General features: G+C 34.5%; 15 protein-coding genes and 1 tRNA gene. 8 read left to right on the top strand and 8 right to left on the bottom strand.

Annotation, left to right across the window (positions count from 1 at the left end):
* The 5 genes from ACFQ39_RS00620 (at position 1) to ACFQ39_RS00600 (ending at position 11,130) form a co-directional block, all read left to right on the top strand.
* Positions 1–3,336: a VCBS repeat-containing protein gene (locus ACFQ39_RS00620; RefSeq protein ID WP_377175390.1), complete on the top strand. Its 3,336-nt coding sequence runs from the start codon at positions 1–3 to the stop codon at positions 3,334–3,336.
* Positions 3,329–6,604, top strand: a complete 3,276-nt coding sequence (locus ACFQ39_RS00615; protein ID WP_377175388.1) for a VCBS repeat-containing protein — start codon at positions 3,329–3,331, stop codon at positions 6,602–6,604. Before ACFQ39_RS00620 ends, ACFQ39_RS00615 begins: the two co-directional genes overlap by 8 nt.
* Positions 6,601–7,923: a vanadium-dependent haloperoxidase gene (locus tag ACFQ39_RS00610; RefSeq protein WP_377175387.1), complete on the top strand. Its 1,323-nt coding sequence runs from the start codon at positions 6,601–6,603 to the stop codon at positions 7,921–7,923. Before ACFQ39_RS00615 ends, ACFQ39_RS00610 begins: the two co-directional genes overlap by 4 nt.
* A 2-nt stretch (positions 7,924–7,925) precedes the next feature.
* A complete protein-coding gene (locus ACFQ39_RS00605; RefSeq protein ID WP_377175386.1) occupies positions 7,926–8,834 on the top strand; it encodes a hypothetical protein in 909 nt (302 codons plus the stop codon).
* A gap of 223 nt (positions 8,835–9,057) precedes the next feature.
* Positions 9,058–11,130: a M13 family metallopeptidase gene (locus tag ACFQ39_RS00600; RefSeq protein ID WP_377175385.1), complete on the top strand. Its 2,073-nt coding sequence runs from the start codon at positions 9,058–9,060 to the stop codon at positions 11,128–11,130.
* A gap of 58 nt (positions 11,131–11,188) precedes the next feature.
* Here ACFQ39_RS00600 and ACFQ39_RS00595 read toward each other — a convergent pair whose 3' ends face one another.
* The 6 genes from ACFQ39_RS00595 to ACFQ39_RS00570 form a co-directional block, all read right to left on the bottom strand.
* Complete coding sequence (locus ACFQ39_RS00595) at positions 11,189–11,638, bottom strand: Na(+)-translocating NADH-quinone reductase subunit F (RefSeq protein ID WP_377175383.1); 450 nt, start codon at positions 11,636–11,638, stop codon at positions 11,189–11,191.
* Between the two features lie 265 nt (positions 11,639–11,903).
* A tRNA-Arg gene (locus ACFQ39_RS00590) sits at positions 11,904–11,977 on the bottom strand.
* A 60-nt stretch (positions 11,978–12,037) separates the two neighbouring features.
* Positions 12,038–12,277 (bottom strand): putative signal transducing protein, encoded by a 240-nt coding sequence (locus ACFQ39_RS00585; protein ID WP_377175381.1) that lies wholly within the window; start codon positions 12,275–12,277, stop codon positions 12,038–12,040.
* Between the two features lie 31 nt (positions 12,278–12,308).
* Positions 12,309–12,461 carry an SsrA-binding protein gene (locus tag ACFQ39_RS00580; RefSeq protein WP_377175379.1) on the bottom strand — a complete coding sequence of 51 codons (153 nt, stop codon included), beginning with the start codon at positions 12,459–12,461 and terminating at the stop codon, positions 12,309–12,311.
* An 87-nt stretch (positions 12,462–12,548) separates the two neighbouring features.
* Complete coding sequence (locus ACFQ39_RS00575; RefSeq protein ID WP_377175376.1) at positions 12,549–14,261, bottom strand: M56 family metallopeptidase; 1,713 nt, start codon at positions 14,259–14,261, stop codon at positions 12,549–12,551.
* A gap of 4 nt (positions 14,262–14,265) precedes the next feature.
* Positions 14,266–14,628 (bottom strand): BlaI/MecI/CopY family transcriptional regulator, encoded by a 363-nt coding sequence (locus ACFQ39_RS00570; protein WP_377175374.1) that lies wholly within the window; start codon positions 14,626–14,628, stop codon positions 14,266–14,268.
* 149 nt (positions 14,629–14,777) lie between these two features.
* Here ACFQ39_RS00570 and ACFQ39_RS00565 point away from each other — a divergent pair, with 149 nt between their 5' ends.
* The 3 genes from ACFQ39_RS00565 (at position 14,778) to ACFQ39_RS00555 (ending at position 18,601) form a co-directional block, all read left to right on the top strand.
* A complete protein-coding gene (locus ACFQ39_RS00565) occupies positions 14,778–15,710 on the top strand; it encodes a calcium/sodium antiporter (RefSeq protein ID WP_377175373.1) in 933 nt (310 codons plus the stop codon).
* Between the two features lie 180 nt (positions 15,711–15,890).
* Positions 15,891–18,077, top strand: coding sequence for a glutamine synthetase III family protein (locus ACFQ39_RS00560; protein WP_377175371.1), 2,187 nt, complete (start codon positions 15,891–15,893; stop codon positions 18,075–18,077).
* Positions 18,078–18,289: 212 nt separating this feature from the next.
* On the top strand, positions 18,290–18,601 hold the full coding sequence (locus tag ACFQ39_RS00555; RefSeq protein WP_377175369.1) for a rhodanese-like domain-containing protein: 312 nt from the start codon (positions 18,290–18,292) through the stop codon (positions 18,599–18,601).
* A 31-nt stretch (positions 18,602–18,632) separates the two neighbouring features.
* Here the strand turns inward: ACFQ39_RS00555 and ACFQ39_RS00550 are convergent, their stop codons facing one another.
* Positions 18,633–19,595, bottom strand: coding sequence for a GSCFA domain-containing protein (locus tag ACFQ39_RS00550; protein WP_377175368.1), 963 nt, complete (start codon positions 19,593–19,595; stop codon positions 18,633–18,635).
* On the bottom strand, positions 19,596–22,208 hold the full coding sequence (alaS, locus tag ACFQ39_RS00545; RefSeq protein WP_377175366.1) for an alanine--tRNA ligase: 2,613 nt from the start codon (positions 22,206–22,208) through the stop codon (positions 19,596–19,598).
* Positions 22,209–22,314 lie beyond the last annotated feature (106 nt).

Here is a 22,314-nt window from a genome sequence, read left to right as displayed (position 1 = left end):
ATGTTTAAAATTAAAAAAGGAATTGTATTTGGCTTATTAGTTATTACAACCCTCTCATGTGCTAAAAAAGAGGAGAAAACATACAACAACGATGATGCATTATTTGTATTGAGAGAAGATACAGGAATCGATTTTAGTAATAACCTTAAAAACATAGACGGTTTCAATGTTTTTTCTTATCGTAATTTTTATAATGGCGGTGGTGTAGCTATTGCCGATATAAATAATGATGGATTATCTGATGTTTATTTAACTTCTAATATGGAAGAAAATAAACTTTTTTTGAATAAAGGGAATTTTCAATTTGAAGACATTACCGAATCGAGTAAAACCGGAGGAAAAAAGGCATGGTCTACAGGGGTAGTCATGGTTGATATCAACCATGATAGATTATTAGATATTTATGTATGTAATGCTGGAAATATTGAGGGAGACGATCAAAAGAATGAACTTTTTATCAATAATGGTGATCTTACATTTACAGAAAAAGCGGAAGAATATGGTTTAGCAGATAACGGATTTACAACCCACGCAGCTTTTTTTGATTACGACCTAGATGGTGATTTAGATGTTTATATGCTCAATAACAGTTTTATTCCTGTAAGTACTTTAGGCTATAATAATAAGCGTGAGTTAAGAGAGGAAAACTGGCAAATTGATGAAAAATATAAAGGTGGAGGAGATAAATTATATGAGAACAGAAACGGAAAATTTGTTGATGTTTCGGAAAGTGCAGGCATTTATAGCAGCCTAATTGGTTTTGGTTTGGGTGTAACAATAGGTGATGTCAATAGAGATTTGTTCCCTGATATTTTTATCTCCAATGATTTTTACGAGCGTGATTATTTATATATCAATAGGGGAGATGGCACATTTTCTGAAGAAGGTAAAGATTGGATAGAACACATGAGTATGTCATCTATGGGGGCGGATATGGCTGATATAAACAATGATGGTTTACCCGAAATTTTTACTACAGATATGCTGCCGGAGTTTGACGAAAGGTTAAAAACAACAAGTGAATTTGAAAATTATGATTTGCACAAACTCAAATTAAATAGAGATTTTCATCAACAATACATGCAGAACACATTACAGTTCAATAACGGTGATAATACTTTTTCTGAAATTGGTTTTCAGGCCGGAGTAGCAGAAACTGATTGGAGTTGGGGGGCTCTTTTGGTCGATTTAGATAATGACGGATTCAAGGATATTTATGTGTCAAATGGGATATTCCACGACCTTACAAATCAAGATTTTATAGATTTTTTCGCCAATGATATTATTAGAAACATGACGGTGAAGGAGATTGAAGCAGACAAAAAAAAGGTGATCGATGAAATGCCAAGTACGCCAATTCCAAATTACATTTTGAAAAACAACGGAGATTTAACTTTCCAGAATGTTGCAAAAAGTTGGGGTATGGATATCCCGAGTTTTTCAAATGGGGCTTCATATGGAGATCTGGATAATGATGGAGATCTCGATTTGATTGTCAATAATGTTAATCAAAAATTGTTTGTCTTTGAAAATAAATCCAATGAAAAGTATAAAAGGAACTTTGTCAAAGTAAATGTCGTTGGTGATTCTATAAACACATATGGTATTGGTTCATTGATTTTGTTGCATGCAGGCGAGAATATTTATCGCCAAGAACTGATTCCATCAAGGGGTTTTCAATCTTCCATAGATTATAAATTGGTTTTTGGACTTGCAGAAATTGATAAAGTTGATTCAATTGAAGTATTCCGTCCTGATAGACATAGGGTTGTTATAAAAGAAATACCCTTGAATGAGGAGTTTAAAATTGACCTGAATTTACTGGCAACTTCTGATAAACCTGTTTCTAAAGAAAGAATCAAACCTATTTTTAAGGAAGTACAGGGTACTTTTGACAGTCATCTGGAAAATGATTATGTAGACTTTGATTATGAAGGCCTCATACCAAAAATGTTGTCAAGAGAAGGGCCAACCTTTGCCCTTGCTGATGTGAATAATGATGGAAGGGAAGATATTTTTGTTGGTGGTGCCTCGGGGCAATCAGCGAGAATATATTTACAAAATGCGGATGGCACCTATTCTTCTGTTGAGCAGACGGCTTTTGCAAATCATGCTGTTTTTGAAGATACGGCTTCCGCATTTTTTGATGCTGATCAAGACGGTGATCAGGATTTATATGTTGGATCAGGTGGAAACAATGTGCTTGAAAGAAAGGAATATTTCAACGATAGAATTTATTTTAACGACGGACAAGGTAATTTTGAGTTTCAACAAAGTTCTTTTACTCCCGTTCAACTCAATACAGCAGTGGTAGCCCCATGTGATTTTGACTCTGATGGAGATATAGACCTATTCATCGGACATAGAAGTATTCCTGGTATTTACGGAGTAGACCCCGAGAATTTATTATTTGAAAATGATGGAAAGGGAAAATTTGTAGATGTCATAGAATCCAAGGCATTTGATCTTAAAAAAGTAGGTATGATTACAAATGCAGTTTGGATAGATATGAATCAGGATGAAAAAGCAGATTTAGTGATCGCCGGAGAGTGGATGGCTCCTATGATCTTTGAAAATTCAGGAAGACGATTAAAAAAAATTAAATCAAATCTTAGTGAATTAACAGGTTTATGGACTGCATTGGATGTCTGTGATTTGGACGGCGATGGCAAATTGGACTTAGTTTTGGGGAACAAAGGAACAAATTGGTTTTATGAGACTTCCAAAGAAAACCCCGCTAAAATGTATATCAATGATTTTGATAATAATGGTACTATCGAGCAAATTTTAACGAGAAACATTAATCGAAAAGATATGCCTGTGGTATTGAGAAAGGAGCTTTCAAAACAGATTCCTTCCTTAAAAAAAACTGTACTTAAGTTTGAAGATTATGCCAAAACAGATATCAATGGTCTCTTTAATGAAAAAATTATCGAAAATTCTATAGTTAAAAGCGTCATGACTTTCGAAAGTGTTATTGCATATAACAATGGCGACAATAACTTTGCGATAGAATCGCTACCCAATAGAATTCAACGGTCAAGTGTAAATGCGATTCTCACTAAAGATTTAAATGGAGATGGTGTTTTAGATATAATTACTGCGGGTAATGATTTTAGGTATAAACCTCAGTTTTCTAGATCTGATGCAAGTACAGGGGATGTTATTATGAGTCAGTCAGCAAGAAAGTATAGCTGTGCAAATAGCCAATACTCTGGGTTTTTTATAAGAGGTCAAGCCTCGCAAATGCGCTGGTTGAAAAATAATTTTCATCCTGATTTATTTATAGTTGGCTTGAATGACAATACGCCACAACTTTTTGAACTTAATGATTAGATATAATATACTTTGTATTCTTGTTTTTCTTTTCCTTTCTTGTCAAAATAAAGAACAGAACAATTTATTTGAGGAGATTGAAGGACAAGATCTAGGTATAGATTTTGTGAATAGAGTTAATGATTCAGAAGAACTGAGTATTCTTGATTACCTATATTTTTATAATGGAGGTGGTGTTTCTGTTGGCGATATTAATAATGATGGTCTCACAGATATTTTTTTTGTGTCTAATCTCGAAGAAAATAAACTTTACCTCAATAAGGGAAATCTACAATTTGAAGATATTACCCAAAATGCAGGTGTAGGTGGAAATTCTGAATGGAATTCTGGTGTTACTATGGCAGACGTGAATGGCGATGGATTTTTAGATATTTATGTCTGTGCTGTCGTGGGTATCAATGGTTTTGATGGTGTCAACGAACTCTTTATCAATAACCATGACGGAACTTTTACCGAATCTGCAAAAAAGTATGGTTTGGATTTTGAAACCTATGCCTCTACTGCATCTTTTTTTGATTATGATAACGATGGCGATTTGGATATGTACCTTCTCAATCATGCGGTTCATTCGGTCAATTCTTTTGGCCCGGCAACGATCAGAAATAAGAGAATTTATGAGAGTGGAGATAAATTGCTCAGAAATGATGGAAATATCTTTGTTGATGTGAGTGAGGAAGCCGGAATTTTTGGAGGGTATAACAGTTATGGTTTGAGTATAGCAACGGCAGACTTTAATAATGATGGATTTACGGATATCTATATCTGTAATGATTTTCATGAGGATGATTATTTTTACCTGAACAACGGAAATGGAACGTTTACGGAATCGCTCAAAAAACATTTTGGGCATACTTCTCGATTTTCGATGGGAAGCGATGTTGCTGATATTAATCATGACGGATTTACCGATATTATTACCTTGGACATGCTGCCAGAAGAAGAAAAAGTATTAAAATCTTCAGATGGTGATGAAGGATTGGATATTCTCGATTTGAGAATAAAAATGCTTGGTTATCATTATCAATTTAGCCGAAATATGTTGCAAATTAATCAAGGAGGTGCAAATTTTCTTGAAACAGCGCTCTTCAGTGGCGTTGCGGCGACAGACTGGAGTTGGTCTGCTCTTTTTGCCGATTACAATTTGGACGGCGAGGAAGATCTTTTCGTTTTTACGGGTATCCCAAAAAGACCTAATAATCTGGATTACATCAAATATTATTCAAATGAAGAAATACAGAAAAAGATCGATCAAACAAATTTGGTAGATAAAGAAGCATTAAAATTAATGCCGTCAGGAAGTGTCAAGAATTATATTTTTGAGGGTAATGAAGGAATCCGATTCAAAGACCAAACAGGAAATTGGATTAGCGATGATACCTTAATCTCCAATGGCGCCGCTTACGCAGATTTTGATAATGATGGCGATCTAGATGTGATTACCAACAACCTGAATCAATCACCTACTCTGTATAAAAATAATGGAAAGACATTGGGAAATTACCTCATTATTCAATTTGAATATGAAAAGAAGAATAAATTTGGGATAGGTACAAAAGTGATCTCCTTTAATCAAGGTGAAAAACAGTTTAAACAATTGTATACAACCAAAGGGTTTCAATCTAGTTCAGAGCCTATACTTAATTTCGGATTTGGAAAATCTGTCGAAATAGATTCGCTGTGGGTAATTTGGCCCGATCAAACCCTTCAAAAAATATACAAGCAGAAAGTCAATCAAAAATTGGTTCTCAAAGCTTCAAAAAACAGAGAAAAATTTAATTTAGGAGTTTATTCAAAGGGTGCGCAAAAGGTTTTCAAATCAATAAACATTGATTCTGTTGGGATTTTATACGAACACAGAGAAAATGATTATAATGATTTTAATCGACAAAAATTAATTCCTTATAAAATTTCAGATAAAGGTCCTGCTACTGTAGTTGGAGATTTTAATGGTGATGGCAAAGAAGATGTTTTTTTTGGATCATCGATTTTCAGTCATTCAAAATTGTATTTTCAAAATGATGGAATGTTTATTGAAGCAGAACAAAATATCTTGAAAAATGATTCCTTGAAAGAGGATGTTTCTGCAGTGATCGAAGATTTTAACGGTGATGGACAGAAAGATTTGTTTGTTATGAGCAGTGGTGGTGATTATTATAGAGAATCGGTTCATTTACTCGATAGAGTATATTATGGAGATAAAACAGGTTTAAAAGAAAAAGCTGATGTTATGCCTAATTCCTTTGAAAATGGGAGTGTAGTTAGGGCTTTTGATTACGATAAAGATGGTGATGTAGATTTATTTATTGCTGGAGGTTTTAAAGCGTATGACTTTGGTAAAATACCAAAGTCTTACTTGGTCAAAAATGAGGGCGGAAAATTTTTACCGGTTCAAACAGAATTGTTTGATGATGTTGGTATGATTTCTGATTTTCTTTGGGCAGATCTAGATGGTGATGATTATCATGATTTGGTCATGGTGGGAGAATGGATGTCCCCAAGGTTTTTTAAAAATAACAGAGGTAAATTTGAAGAGATTTTCCTTTATGAAGAGGAACAATTGAATGGGCTTTGGCAACAAATAAAATTATTTGATATAGATCAGGATGGGGATGAAGATATCGTTTTAGGTAATTGGGGTTTGAATAGTAAATTTAAAGCTAGTTCCAAATATCCTTTGCAAATGTTCTATGGAGATTATGATAATAATGGTACTACCGAAACAATCATTGCAAGCGAAAAAGAAGGTAAATACTATCCTCTTTTAGGATTAGATGAGCTTGCTTCACAAATTAATTCGCTGAAAAAGAAGTTTACTTCTTATGACTTGTTTGCGGGAAAAGATTTAGATGAGGTCTTTGAGAAGGAACTTCTTGGTAAAATGCAAAAGTTTGAAGTGCAAGAATTGGCAAGCGGTTATTTGGAAAATATGAAAGGTAAATACAGATTTCGCAGATTCGCCGATGAACTACAACTTGCCCCAATTACGCGTTTTTTGGTGTATGATTTTGATAAGAACGGAGAGAAGGACCTTCTTCTTGGAGGGAATTTCACAGGAGTAATTCCTTTTCATGGCAGATTGGACGCGATGCCGGGTTATATCTTAGAAAGCCCAATAAAATTCACCTCAACATCTCAACTTGGTCTAAATTTATCGAATAAACTTCTAAGAGGATTTGAAATTATTCATATCAATCATAAAGAATACTTGTTGGTAACTCTAAACGATGGGAAACCAGAATTATATCATTTAGAAACATGGAAAAAATGAAAAAAGGTCTGTTATTAGTAGTTTTAGGCTTGATGGTCTTATCTTGCTCAAAAAAGGAAGAAAAAATTGAGATTACACCAAAGGATTACCACAATGCCATGGATCAGTTAACCTCGGTCATTGTTCATGATATTTTTTCGCCTCCGGTAGCCAGCAGAATATATGCTTATGCTTCTGTTGCCGGTTATGAAGTAATCGCTCAAAAAGATGAAAATTACAAATCGATTGAGGGAATGGCAACAAATTATAAGACTACGCCTAAACCGAGCCAAAAGAATCTCAATTTTGAAATGGCCTCAATAATTGCTTTTTTGGAAGTTGGAAAAGAACTTATTTTTTCAGAAGCCATGATGAATGAATATAGAGATAGTCTGTACACGGATTGGGAGCAGAGAAATTCAAAAGTTTTTAATGATTCTAGATCTTATGGCTTAGAGGTAGCAAATCATGTCAAAGCTTGGTTGGATGAAGATAATTACAAACAAACCCGCACCATGCCAAAATTTACAGTAAAATCGGATGAGGTATCTCGTTGGCAACCAACACCTCCGATGTATATGGATGGGATTGAACCACATTGGAGTAAAATCAGACCATTCGCAATTGATTCTGCGGCTCAATTTAAACCGCTTCCACATCCGGAGTTTACAATGGCAAAGAATAGTAAATTTTATAAAGAACTAATGGAAGTGTATGAGTTAGGAGGAGGAGGTCCTGATAAAAAAAAGGATGAACAACATGTAGAAATTGCTAGTTTTTGGGATTGTAACCCTTATGTATCAATGACGAAAGGACATTTGATGTTCGCGACAAAAAAGATTACTCCAGGAGGACATTGGATTGGTATTTGTAAGATTGCTTCACAAAAAGCTGAAGCTGATTTTTCAAAAACGGTCTATGTCTATGCAAAAGCCTCCATGGCAATGGCAGATGCTTTTATAAGTTGCTGGGATGAGAAGTATAGCAGTAATTTAATTCGTCCGGAAACCATTATCAATAATACATTTGACGAAAGTTGGATTCCTGTTTTACAAACACCTCCATTTCCGGAATACACGAGCGGACATTCAGTAGTTTCAGGTGCTGCTTCAGTAATATTAACAGAAATCTTCGGAGACAATTTTGCATTCGACGATACAACAGAATTGGTTTATGGATTACCCGTTAGAAGTTTCGGATCATTTTATGAGGCTTCATCAGAAGCTGCAATTAGCAGATTATATGGTGGCATTCATTTTAGAGCTGCCATAGACAATGGGTTGATTCAAGGGAAGAATTTAGGACACTTTGTGGACAATAAACTTCAGTTGGCCAATTAAATATGACGGCAAAAAAGATCCTTTTATTTGCAGTTGGCTTAGTCGCATTTTGGTATTTATTTCTAAAACAGAGCGATTATATAATCAGGTTTAAACTTCCAACTTCACCAGGGGTTGCTTATGCATTGATCAAAGACTGGGGTATAGAATTAGGTAGACCTAAGGGTGCCAAAATCAAGTTTCTAGACGATCAAAGGTATCACTCATTGCAACTGGAACTAAAAAATAATAATAGAATCTACAACCTTTATTGGAAACTTAAGCCGGAGAATGATTCTGTAACAAATATAACGCTAGGTTTTAAGGAGCCTGGAAAAACTGTATTGAACAGAATTATTGCACCTTTTTATTCGAATGAATTCAAGAAAAATATCGTACAATTGTCTACCGCATTTAAAGAGGGAGCGGAGCAAAGTCTATCGAATAAGTTTAAAGTGAATGAGGTGATCTTGGTTGAAACACCTCAACTAAATTATGCCTATGTAGATATCAAGAACGTATCTGTATTCGATAAAGCTGAACAGATGATGAAGCATAATTATGAGCTTATTCATCAAGTAGATGAGCTAGGTATTCTTAGAAAAGGTTACCCATTTGTGATGGTAAAAAATTGGAATTTAAAGGAAAACAAGATTGATTATAGGCTTTGTATTCAAATTGATTCTGTAGTTCAGCCAGATATAACTGGTGCACTCAAATTTGATCAACTACTTTCTAAGCAGGCGTTAAAAACAATTTATAACGGGAATTATATCTATTCTGATAAAGCCTGGTTTGCCCTTCATGATTATGCAATAAGACAACATTTTGAGGTGGATCTCGAGCCTATTGAAATTTTTCATAACAATCCATTTACGGATACCAAAGAAATGGAATGGGAAACAGAAGTATTCTTACCTCTTAGTCAATAATTTTATCGTCAAAACATTCGTTTATTTCAGCAGAATTTGGAAATACAATAATTGAGCTATATTTGTTCATGCAATTGTAAAAAAAGATGAACAGAAAATATTTGTAACTTTTTGTCAAAATGCCTTTTGTGTAGCTTATGTTACAGAGAGTTGAAAGGTCAATTCGTTCAAAAGATTACATTTGTAGGTGGAATTATTAATTAATATTATCAAAAAACTTAAAATGATTAAACAAAGAAAAGGTAAGTTATTCAGTCCTCTTTTTTTGGCTTTGGTACTTCTAAGTATTGTGGCATGTCAAAAAACTGAGAAAGTAGAGGAAACGGAAGAAAAAGTAGAGGGAATTGTATTGGCTAACATGGACCCCAATGTAAATCCCAAAGACGATTTTTTTAATTATGTCAATGGTACTTGGTTAAAAGAAAATGAAATACCCGAAGATGAAGTGAGTTGGGGAGGATTTAATGTATTAAGAAAATCTACACGGAAAGATTTGTTAGAGATTATTTCTTTTGCAAAAGAGTCAGGTGCTTATAGTGAAGAAACCGATCAGGGAAAAGCTTTACTATTGTTTAAATCTGAAATGGACACTTTAACCAGAGATAGCTTAGGTGTAAATCCGATTTTGCCAACTTTAAAAAGTATTGATGCTGCTCAAAATATGGCAGAGCTGCAAGGATTAATTGCTAAGGATGTGGCGGTTTCAAATCCATTTATTGGGTTTGGAGTTGGAGCAGATTTAAACAACAGTGCGATGAATACCATGTATATTTCTCCCGGTAGATTGGGATTGCCTGATAGGGACTATTACATCAATCAAGATGAGAAATCAAAAGAAATCAGAGAGCAATACAAGCAGTTTATTGTAAATCTTATGAGTTTTACAGGGGTAGTAGGTGAGCAAGCCCAAGAAAGTGCAGAAACGATATTGGCCCTTGAAACTAAGTTAGCCGAGCCAAGAATGGATAAAGTAGAACGGAGAGATGCAAGAAAGAGAAATAATCCGAGAACTCTAACAGAATTACAGACAATTTCTCCTGTTTTCCAATGGGAAACAATGTTTAAAGATGCCGGAATTGAGAAAGAAGTCGATTCCGTTATCGTTTCAGAACTCAAATATATGGATGCCCTTAATAAAGTGGTAAAAACTACACCTTTTGAAGATGTAAAAACCATGGTAAAATGGTCGACTTTGCGAAGAGCAGCGGGTAATTTGAGTACAGAAATGGAAAAAACGAGTTGGGATTTTTATTCTAAAACACTCAGAGGTGCGAAAGCGCAACAACCTTTAGATGAAAGAGCTCTTGGCACAGTAACAGGTTCAGTGGGTGAAGCTTTGGGTAAATTGTATGTTGATGCTAAGTTTCCACCAGAGGCAAAAGCAAAAGCTGAGCAAATGATTTCGAATGTTATTAAAGCATTTCAAAATAGAATCCAGGTGTTAGATTGGATGAGTGAAGACACCAAAGTGAAGGCTATTGAAAAATTAGAGAATCTGACAGTTAAAATTGGATATCCTGATAAATGGGAAGATTATTCTAAATTAGCTATTAAAGAGGGAAATTCATTGGCAGAAAATATGAGAGCCGTTCAAGAATTTGAAACAGCTAAAAATTTTTCTGAATTGTACGAACCTGTAGATAAAGCTAGATGGGGTATGGCTCCTCAAACTGTAAACGCTTATTTTAACCCTAGAAACAATGAGATTGTTTTTCCTGCTGCGATATTACAACCTCCGTTTTATAACTACAAAGCAGATGAAGCTGTAAATTATGGTGGAATGGGTGCTGTAATCGGACATGAAATTTCGCACGCCTTTGATGATTCTGGTTCTAGATATGACAAGGATGGTAATTTAAAGAACTGGTGGACAGATACAGATTTAGAAGAGTTTACCAAAAGAGGTGATGCGTTGGCAGAACAATACAGTAAGATTGAGGTGTTGGACAGTGTTTTTATCAATGGTAAATTTACTTTAGGAGAAAATATTGGAGATCTAGGAGGACTTTTAGGCGCTTACGACGGTTTGCAGTTGTTCTTTGAAGTTGAGGGTAGACCAGAGAATATTGATGGCTTTAGTCCAGAGCAAAGATTCTTTATGAGTTGGGCTACGGTTTGGAGAACCTTGATGAGAGATGATGCTTTGAGAAATCAGATTTTAACAGACCCACATTCTCCGGGCATGTACAGGGCTACACAGCCTCTTAAAAATATTGATGCTTTTTATTCAGCTTTTGACGTAAAAGAAGGTGATGGAATGTATTTATCTCCTGAAGAGAGAGTGCGGATTTGGTAGAAATCAATAAAAAGAATCAACAAAAAAGAGGTGTTAAATACACCTCTTTTTTTATTTACTAAAATGGCAATTCATAAACTGGAATATCTTTTTCATGATGGAAAAGTTTAGAATAGTCCATCACATTTTCAATTCCTTCCAAAGCGCATAAAAGAGCCACTGCACTAAATAGGCCGTCAAATAATTGGTCTTTACTATATCGATCTGAAATGGATCTTTTTTGCACGGAAGCTTTCTTATATCCGCAACCTTCAAGAAAAGTGGATTCTATTTTTAACAATTCTGAGGGTAAATATCCATAGTATTTTCTGCCCATCAATTCGTGAACCCTTCCCAAATAATTCAATTGATCACTGCCGTGTTTATCTGTAAAATGTTTCCAAAAATCTTGATTGTCACAAATGTTTCCAACGGCACATCGATAACAATCTTCAGGGTTTAGGGTATTTTGATGGAAAGCATTGTAGAGTTTGGTGATGGCATGTTCTAATCTGGGGGCTAAGTTCATGATCAAATGTATTAAGTGAAACAGCCCTAAGATACAAAAAATGATTTTTGAGTGCAAATATCAGATTAGAGGGGGAGAACGCAGATGATAGGTCAATCCTATCATTTGTTAAAAAAATTCACCTGTCTATTCGAAGTTTATGTGATGTATATTATTTGCTTTATCATAAACTGACAGATTTCTGTGTATGGTGACCCTATTTTTGATACAAAACAATAGAAATAAAAAAAAACGCTCAAGCAAGCTTGGCGTTTTTTGTTTATCGTGACCTCGACAGGATTCAAACCTGTAACCTTCTGAGCCGTAATCAGATGCGCTATTCAGTTGCGCCACGAGGCCATTTTTGGGCTGCAAATATACTTTTATTTTAAAGAAAAGAAAAAATATATCTGTAAAAAATCACCCGTTCATTTCCTTTTCAAATGCTTTGAGGATAGGTTTTGCTTTTTCTAGATCGCTTTCAAAAATAAAAAGCTCTACTTGAGAGGGCGATCCACCATAAAAACCAGAGCGCAATCCGGATTGAAAGTTGTTTTTTACCAGTGAAGGTATGTTTTGATCGTCTAGATCTAATTGCAATCGCTGAATTTCAATCAACGATCCAACAAAAAATTTAACGTGTTTATCATGATCATCCATGGGGATAGTTTTATCCTTAAATTTACAAAATTTAATCCAAACTATTTCGTGTCACATAATATCTCCATGCAATGATGGCCAATTGCCATTTGGCAGCTTTACTCATGTCTAACTGCTTTTTTCCAAAACTAGGGAGCACCGTTTTATTCAATTTTGCAAGCACTTTAAAAAGTTCCTTTTTCATAGGGCAAATGTAACCATTCTCATAAAAAAAATCATCTATTGGGTAGATCACTTAACCCAATAGATGATTAAAATGTTTTTAACTGACTTATTTCTTTGTGGTGATTAAAATAACACCATTTTTACCTTTATCACCGTATTTTTCAACGGCTTTATCTCCTTTCAACACTTCCATTTTATCAATTCTATCCGGATCTAAATCTTTCATAGTAGATTCAGGGGCTTCTTTTCCATCAATTAAAATAAGCGGTTTTTCATCATCTGAGGATACGAAGAACACCTTTTTCTCCTTTATTTTTCCATCTGTTTTAATAAGGATATCTTCACTGGCATCTACATCGCCGTCTTTCTCAATGATCACTTTATAAGTTTTTCCGTTATCCTCGGTAAATGTATTTACCTTCATTGTTTTTTGACTGATTGTATCACCCTCTTTTGAGATCCAGATCAAGTCATCATCACCTTTAGATTTTATTTTTATCACATGCTTTTTCCCATCTTCACTGATAAAAATATTTTCGCCTTCTGAAATGAGTGATCCACCCTCACCTTCAGGCGAGAAGACCAATATATCTTTGTCGCCGTTTTTTTCAATGACTATTTTTTTATGTGAACCGTGAGCACCTGAATCATTCCAAACAAAATGATTTTCTGGAGCGACATTAACATTTCCAAGAGATAATTTTCCTTTATCATCCCAAGAGATTCTAATAGGGCTTATAGGAGCAGTACTGCTTTGTGATAGATTTACTTTATTACCAGTTTTTGATTTTGCCGAAAGTTCGATACCTGTAATTTCATTTTGGCTATTGTATTTTAACTTGCCAAATTTAAATTCAATTCCTTTTGAATTGAGCTGTTCTTTTAAGCTAGACAATTGGGATTTTGTGAAGTCTTTAGTAATGATTTCAATAAAAAGTTCTTCTTGAACACTTAGCGGTGCTGTTTTATTTTGCGCCACTGTTTTGATATTCATTGTGAATAAAAATAAGATTAACAGCGGTAGTACGGTTAAAAACTTCCATTGGTTCACCTTTTTAGATCTTGTTTTGTGTAACATAGTAATTCGTTTTTTAATTGTTGAATCATAAAATTGGGTTGTTAAACCATAAGATTTGGTTGGAACTGATTTTAATAGAAGATAAGGATAGTCTTTTTTGTTTTTTAAGGATGAAATCGTGTGAGCGTCTGCGATAAATTCTAGATTTTTTTGTATTTGTTTTTTATAAAGCCAGGCAAACGGGTTAAACCAAAAAATGATTGAAACTATATTTGCCATCAGCACATCTAGACTATGCCATTCTTTGGCATGTACTTTTTCGTGAAACAAAATTTGACCAAATTCATTCTCGTCAAATTTTTGATTACCGGTTACGATGTATTTGAAAAAAGAGAAAGGGCTAACTTCCTTATTCGTTTTAATCAAAAAGTAATTCTCTAACTTGTTTTTTTTCTCTTTTGCAATTAAACTAAATAAGGAGATAAGTCGAATAGCTAATATGAACAATAAGGAAACAAGCCCCATAAAATAGATGGTCATTAGGATCCCATTTAAATCCAAGGTGTTATGAGTTACGGCAGTTTGATAGTAAAAACCCTCTGATATTGGAACAGTAATCTTATCCACAAAAACCGTACGTTTAATTTCAACCAAGGGGAGAATAAATGTAGCCAAAGTTCCCAACCAAAAATAAACGCGTATACCATTAAAGAAGGTCTCTTTTTCTAAAAACAAAATATAAACCAAATAAAACAAGCTCAATATGATACTTGATTTTCCCAAATAGACTAATAATTCCATATCGCTATTGTTTATTATTTTCGATGATTTCTATAATTTCTTTAAGTTCTTTTACGCTAATCTTCTCTTCCTTAGCAAAAAAGGAAACCACATTTTTGTAAGAATTCTCAAAATAATTTTGAATGGTTTTATGCATGAATTTTTTTCTATACTCTTCTTTAGATATCAATGGAAAGTATTGATGTGTTTTGCCAAAAGTTTCATGGGAAACAATACCTTTTTCCTCTAAATTTCTGATCATGGTAGAAACAGTATTATAATGAGGAGCTGGTTTAGGAAATTTCGCAATCACATCTTTTACAAACGCTTTTTCAAGATCCCAAAGAACCTGCATGATCTCCTCTTCTTTATTGGTGAGTTTTTCCATGGATTAACTTTTTCACAAATATAAACTATAAAAATAGTTATATAACTAAATAAATAGTTGGTTTAACAAATATTTAATATTTTGAAGGATATGCCTTTCAATTATTTCAGCGATAAGATTAAATTTTATATTTACCGAAACTTTTGAAAATGAATTATCTACTTATACTTGCTGGTTTTATCATCTTAATTTTGGGAGGGAATTGGTTGTTAAAGGCTGCGGTTGGACTCTCACTGCGACTCAATATTCCTAAGATTGTTATTGGAATGACAGTCGTTTCCTTTGCTACCTCTGCCCCTGAATTAATTGTGAGCGTAAATGCTGCAATGAGCGGATTTGCAGATATTTCTTTAGGAAATGTCATTGGATCCAATATTGCCAATTTAGGATTGGTACTGGGAATTGTTATAGTTCTATCCACGATTAGCGTTGAAAAGAGTTTTTATATCACAGACTGGCCGGTTATGATGTTTGCCTCAATATTGTTTTATCTGTTTATTAAATTCGACGGGATAATAAGCAGAGGTGAAGGAATTATATTTGTTTTATTGCTGGTATTTTTTCTTATTTACTTGCTAAAGTTTCAAAAAAAAGCAGTTGTAGAGGATGATGAGCTGGAAGAGATTGAATTGCCTGTTTATTTATCCCTTTTATATTTGTCGCTCGGTGGATTGGGTCTTTGGGCGGGTTCTGAACTGCTGGTAAAAGGGGCGGTGAATTTGGCAAATGAGCTAGGCGTAAGTGAACGAGTAATAGGTGTAACCATTATTTCAATAGGTACAAGTGTACCTGAATTAGCTGCATCGGTAATCGCTATTATAAAAAAGGAAAAAGCTATTTCCTTAGGTAATCTTTTGGGTTCTAACATATTTAATATTTTCGGTGTTATAGGTGTAACATCAATCATTACTCCCATAAAAGCTGTGGATGACAAGCTAATTTCATACGATTTGATATGGATGTTGGTATTTGCTATAATGATTTTTCCATTGGTTTTTACACCGGTGAAAATGAAATTGAGTTGGAAGGAAGGACTTATCTTACTTGGTTGTTATACAGTCTTTATAACACTCATGTTGTAATTCTTAGATTTATAATTCTACTGCATTCTAGCACGCATATTTTGATAACCTTAAAAAAAACAGGGGAATTAATTGTTTATTTAAAAAAAATAGCTACTTAACCCTAAAAAAAAGTGGGTATAGGTTTGGATATGTCCTTATTTTTATATTTTTGCTTGGTAATTTTTAGAAAATATTCGTATGACCACATTCAGATTTGAAGTATTAAAAGAAACCTTAAACAGAAAGCCTGTTGAAGTATCAGAAACAGTTAAGCGTTCAGAAATGTTTGGCTGCAATGTATTTAGTGAAAAAGCGATGCGCCAGTACCTAACCAAAGAAGCTTATAACGGTGTTTTAAGTGCTATAAAGGTTGGGGCAAAAATAGATCGTAAGATAGCAGATCAGGTGGCTTCTCTGATGAAAGAATGGGCTATGTCTAAAGGAGTAACTCATTATACACACTGGTTTCAGCCATTAACTGGTGGAACTGCAGAAAAGCACGATTCTTTCTTTGAACCTATCGGAGAGGGGATGGCTATCGAAAAATTTGGAGGAAGTGAATTGGTTCAACAAGAGCCTGATGCTTCAAGTTTTCCAAATGGAGGAATTAGAAATACTTTTGAAGCTAGAGGTTATACGGCTTGGGATCCAACATCTCCTGCTTTTATTTTGGGTACCACACTATGTATCCCAACAATTTTTGTTTCCTATACAGGAGAAGCTCTAGATAATAAAACACCTTTGTTAAGAGCACTTCAAGCAGTGGATAAACACGCAACTGCAGTTGCAAAATATTTTGACAAAAACGTAACAAAAGTAAACGCATCTTTAGGATGGGAACAAGAATATTTCTTAATTGATAAGGCATTGGCAAGTGCTCGTCCTGACATTGTAATGACAGGTAGAACATTATTGGGTCATGCGCCGGCCAAAGGTCAGCAATTAGATGACCATTATTTTGGAAGTATTCCAGGTAGAGCGCTCAATTTTATGCGTGAATTGGAGCAGGAATGTATGAAATTAGGGATTCCTGTAAAAACAAGACATAATGAGGTAGCACCAAATCAGTTTGAGTTAGCACCAATTTATGAAGAAGCAAATTTAGCGGTAGACCATAACTCCTTGTTGATGGATCTAATGGGGAAAGTTGCATCTAAGCATAATTTTAAAGTTCTTTTACACGAGAAACCATTTGCAGGAATCAATGGTTCAGGAAAGCATAATAACTGGTCATTGAGCACAGATACCGGAGTGAATTTATTGAGTCCTGGAAGGACGCCAATGCGCAATTTGCAATTCTTAACTTTCTTTATCAATACAATTAAAGCTTTAAAAGAATACGAAGAATTAATGCGTGCAGGTATTGCATCTGCAAGTAATGATCATAGATTGGGAGCCAATGAAGCGCCGCCAGCAATTTTGTCGATTTTTATCGGAGCGCAATTGACTGAAGTATTAAAAGAATTGGAAGAGGTAACCAATGGAAAGCTTTCTCCAGAAGAAAAAACAGATCTAAAATTAAATGTAGTTGGAAAGATTCCTGAAATTTTACTAGATAATACAGATAGAAATAGAACTTCACCTTTCGCCTTTACAGGTAATAAATTTGAATTTAGAGCAGTTGGTTCTTTGGCTAACTGTGCTATTCCGATGACAGTTTTAAACTCCGTTGTAGCAAAACAGTTGAAAGATTTTAAAATTGAGGTTGATGCTTTGATTGAAGAAAAGGATTTGAAGAAAGATGAAGCTATTTTCAATGTCTTAAGAGAATATATTAAAGATTCAAAACACATCCTTTTTGAAGGAAACGGATACAGTGCCGAATGGGAAATTGAAGCAGCTAAAAGAGGTTTGAGTAATAATAAAACAACGCCAGTTGCCCTAAAAGCAGATGTTGCACCTAAAACAATTGCTTTGTACGAAGAATTGGAGGTGATGAACAAGGTTGAGATTGAAGCGCGTCATGAAATCAAGTTGGAGGAGTATACCATGCGAATTCAAATTGAGGCAAGAGTTTTAGGAGATATCGCATTAAATCATGTAGTACCTACAGCGCTTAACTATCAGAATGTTTTGATTGAAAATGTTAGTGGTTTAAAAGAAGTCTTCGAAGAGGAGTTTAGAACCATTGCAAAAGATCAAATGGACTTAATTAGAAAAATTTCTGTTCATACAAGTGCGATAAGTCAAAATGTTCACGAAATGATAGAAGAACGCAAAAAAGCCAATATTTTAGATAATGCAGAAGAGACTGCTATGGCTTACTGTGATAAGGTGAAGCCGTATTTTGATATAATTAGATACCACTGTGACAAGTTAGAACTGATGGTAGATGATGAAATGTGGCCGCTTGTGAAGTATCGTGAAATGTTATTTACGAGATAATAAAGATTTAGTTACAATGAAAAAATCCTGTTTCACTATCTGTAGCAGGTTTTTTTTTTGGCATGAAAAATGTTAAGGTTTGGCTGAAATTGTGCAGGCGAATAGATACATAAAACACAATGACTATATTTGAACAATATTTACCTGCAACAATAGTTACATTATAGGTGGAACATTTAAACTTAATTTGCAAAAAATTTAAATACTAGATTATGGGATTTTTTAATTTATTTGGAAGTAGTGTCGCTACCCCGGCGATTGAGGAATATTTAGACAAAGGAGCTGTTGTGATCGATGTGAGAACGATTGCTGAATTTGTGGAAGGGCATGTGGAAGGATCTAAAAATATTCCATTGGATACAGTTGAAGCTAAATTAGAGGAAATAAAAAAGCTTGGTAAATCTGTAATTACTTGTTGTAGAAGTGGTGCAAGGAGCGGTACAGCGGCTAATTTTTTAAAACAAAATGGTGTTGACGCTATCAATGGTGGACCATGGCAGAGTGTTGCTGCTTGTATAAAATAAGAAGTTAAAATTACTAAAATAGAAAAGAGGATCAATTCGATCCTCTTTTTTTGTGAAATGATAAATGAGGATATTTCTCCTCTAAAGATTTTATTTTAACCGTCAATTCTTCTAAGAATGTTTGATGGGCATCAGATTTTTCATGAAAAGGTTTGTGGTTCAATGAGGTAAAGACACGATCTATTTCTTTCATATCCAGATGAATGGATTCATCTACCCAAGTATCCTTAAACTTTTCCCAAATATACTCAACAGCAGTTTCGCTGGGGTGAATCAGGTCTTTTTCGTAAAATCGGTAATCTCTTAAATCATCCATCATTATTTCATAAGATGGAAAATAATGAACCTTTTTCATATCGCATACCGAATGTATTGCGTTTAAAAGTAAGCCCTTGCTTTGAGCATTTTCAACAAAACCATCTTTGAGATGTCTTACCGGACTTAAAGTGAGAATGATTGTAAGACCTGGTCTTTGTAATTTTAATCTTTCGATTGTCCTAACCAAAGAATTCGTAATTTCTTCATGAGAAAGAAGTGTTTTGCTAAATTCCTTTTGAGGTACTTTGTGGCAATTTGCAACAAGATTTCCGTTACTTCTTTTATAGACCCAGGCAGTTCCTAAAGTAAAAATTACATGGCTTGCCTCGGATAAAAAAACATTACCCAACTTAATATGGTCATTGATTTTTTGCAAGGTGCTTTTCGGGTCAGTAGAAGAAAACTTTGAGTGATGTTCGTAGCTAAACCAGATGTCGTTTAATTTGTTTAAATCTTCCGCACAGTACTTTTTTCCTTCTAGACTCCTTTTTATCGAATTTTCAATTGCCAAAGGATGAAATACTATGCCATGCGAATTTGTGAAAGTTTGAAATTGATATCGCTTTAAACAACTTGAAATATGCTCGGAAAAACAAGAGCCAAAAAGGGCTATTTTAGATTCGTAATTAATCTGAGGATATGCTTTTCCAATTTTTATTTCAGTCCTAAATTTCATTTAAACAAGATAACTCTTAGCTTTGGATAAAGCTTTTGCAATGCCTTCCGGATTTTTGCCTCCAGCAGTTGCAAAGAAACTCTGTCCGCCACCGCCTCCTTGAATATATTTACCTAATTCTCTGACTATTGTGCCGGCATTTAAACTTTTTTCTTCTGTTAAATTTTTTGAAATATAGATGGTCAGAAATGCTTTGCCATCGTTTTTAGATCCATTGATGAAAAATAAATTAGAAATTTGATCTCCCAACTCGAAGGCCATATTTTTGATTGTTCCAGCATCCATTTCAATGTTCGTTGCTAAAAAATTTACACCGTTTAACTTTTCTATTTTGGATAACAGATCAGTTTTAAGTGAGTTCGCTTTTTCTTGAATAAGTTTTTCAACCTCTTTTTTCAAAGCGGCATTTTCTTCTTGCAATTTTAAGACCGCCTGTTTTGTGTCTGATGGATTTTTTAAAAGTGATTTTAACTCGCTGAATTCATTATCCTGAGCTAAGAAATAATCTTTAACAATTTCATTCGTCACAGCTTCAATTCTTCTAATTCCTGCAGCCACGGCACTTTCGGAGGTGATTTTAAAATACCAGATGTCGCCGGTATTTTTAACATGGGTTCCTCCGCATAGTTCAATCGATTTGCCAAATTTAATTGTTCTTACTGTGTCGCCATATTTTTCTCCAAAGAGCATCATAGCACCTTGCTCTTCGGCTACTTGAATGGGTATATTTCTCTGTTCTACAAGATCTAATTTTTCATTTATTCTCGCATTGACAAAATTCTCAACCTCTTTCAACTCTTGATCTGTGACCTTTGAAAAATGTGAGAAATCAAAGCGTAAATTTCTTGCATAAACGGCAGAGCCTTTCTGTGCTACATGATCTCCTAAAATGGTTCTTAAGCCTTGATGTAACAAATGTGTAGCAGAATGATTACAAGTAACGGCCAACCTATTTCTATCATCTACAACTGCTAAAAAGGTTTGGTGTAATTCTGTTGGTAAGGTTTTAGAATAATGTAGAATGAGGTTGTTTTCTTTTTTTGTGTCTAGTATATAAAATACGTCGCCGTTCGCAGCTTGTAAATATCCTTTGTCTCCCATTTGACCTCCACCTTCAGGGTAGAATGGTGTAAGGTTGAAAACCAGTTGATACCAAGTACCATCCTTTTTCGAACTAACTTTTCTATACCGTGTAATTCTTACATTAGTTTTTAAATAATCATAACCAATAAATTCTTCTTCCTGGTCATGGATTAAAATAACCCAATCATCGGCATCGATACTGGCAGCAGAGCGAGATCTTTCTTTTTGCTTTTGCATTTCATTGTGAAAATCAGCTTCGTCAAAAGACAAGCCTTTTTCCCTCAAAATTAAGGCAGTAAGGTCTAGAGGAAAACCATAGGTGTCGTATAATTCAAAACATTTTTTACCAGAGACTATTTTTCCTTTGTTGTTTTGAACAATCTGATCTAAGATTACTAAACCTTGTTCCAAGGTTTTTAAAAAGGCATTTTCTTCCTCCTTGATCACAATTTGGATAAGGCGTTTTTGATCTGTTAATTCAGGAAAAGAAGATCCCATCTGGTCACTTAAAACTTGGGCTAACTGAAAAATAAAAGGTTCCTTTTTATTCAAAAATGTGTATCCGTACCGTATGGCTCTGCGCAATATTCTTCTAATGACATATCCGGCACCAGTATTTGAGGGTAACTGTCCGTCTGCAATAGAAAATGCAACGGCTCTTACATGGTCTGCAATGACGCGAATGGCAATATCTGTCTCTGCATTTTTACCATATTTAAAATCTGTTACCGCTTCAATTTCTCTAATAAGTGGTTGAAAAACATCTGTGTCGTAATTGGATTTTTTCTTTTGAAGTACAGTACATAATCTTTCAAAACCCATTCCAGTATCTACGTGCTTGGCGGGTAATTTTTCTAATTTTCCATCTGCTTTTCGGTTGAATTCCATGAACACAAGGTTCCAAATTTCAACGACTTGGGGGTGATCATTATTTACCAAATCTTTGCCTGAAATTTTCGCCTTTTCTTCTTCAGAACGAATATCTACATGTATCTCACTACAAGGTCCACAAGGTCCTTGAGCACCCATTTCCCAAAAATTATCTTTTTTATTACCATTAATGATTCGATCTTTATCGATCAGTTTTGCCCAGCAGTCATAAGCTTCTTGGTCAAATGCCAAATTTTCATCTTCGCTTCCTTCAAAAACAGTAACATATAAATCTTTTTTATCGATTTTAAATACTTCTGTTAACAATTCCCAAGCCCATGCAATTGCTTCCTTTTTAAAGTAATCACCAAAACTCCAATTTCCAAGCATTTCAAACATTGTATGATGGTATGTGTCAATACCTACCTCTTCAAGATCATTGTGTTTACCGGAAACCCTGAGGCATTTTTGCGTATCAGCAATTCTTTTCGTTTCAACTTTTCTTTGCCCCAAAAAATACTCTTTGAATTGATTCATCCCGGCGTTGGTAAACATAAGGGTAGGATCATTTTTTATGACAATAGGTGCAGACGCAACAATGTCGTGTGATTTTGATTCAAAAAAATTTAAGAATTTTTGCCTAATTTCTGAGGAGGTCATACAATGAGCTATTTGTTTTCTAAAATGTTTGGGTAATAAAAAAAATTGTAATTTTGTTAATCTGGCTTTTTTTCAGTTTAATACTGCAAAAATAGTACAATTATAG

The organism is Namhaeicola litoreus (assembly GCF_042679565.1).
Taxonomy (GTDB): Bacteria; Bacteroidota; Bacteroidia; order Flavobacteriales; family Flavobacteriaceae; genus Namhaeicola; species Namhaeicola litoreus.
Note: the sequence above shows the minus strand (reverse complement) of the source record. Positions and strands in the feature narration are given on the sequence as shown.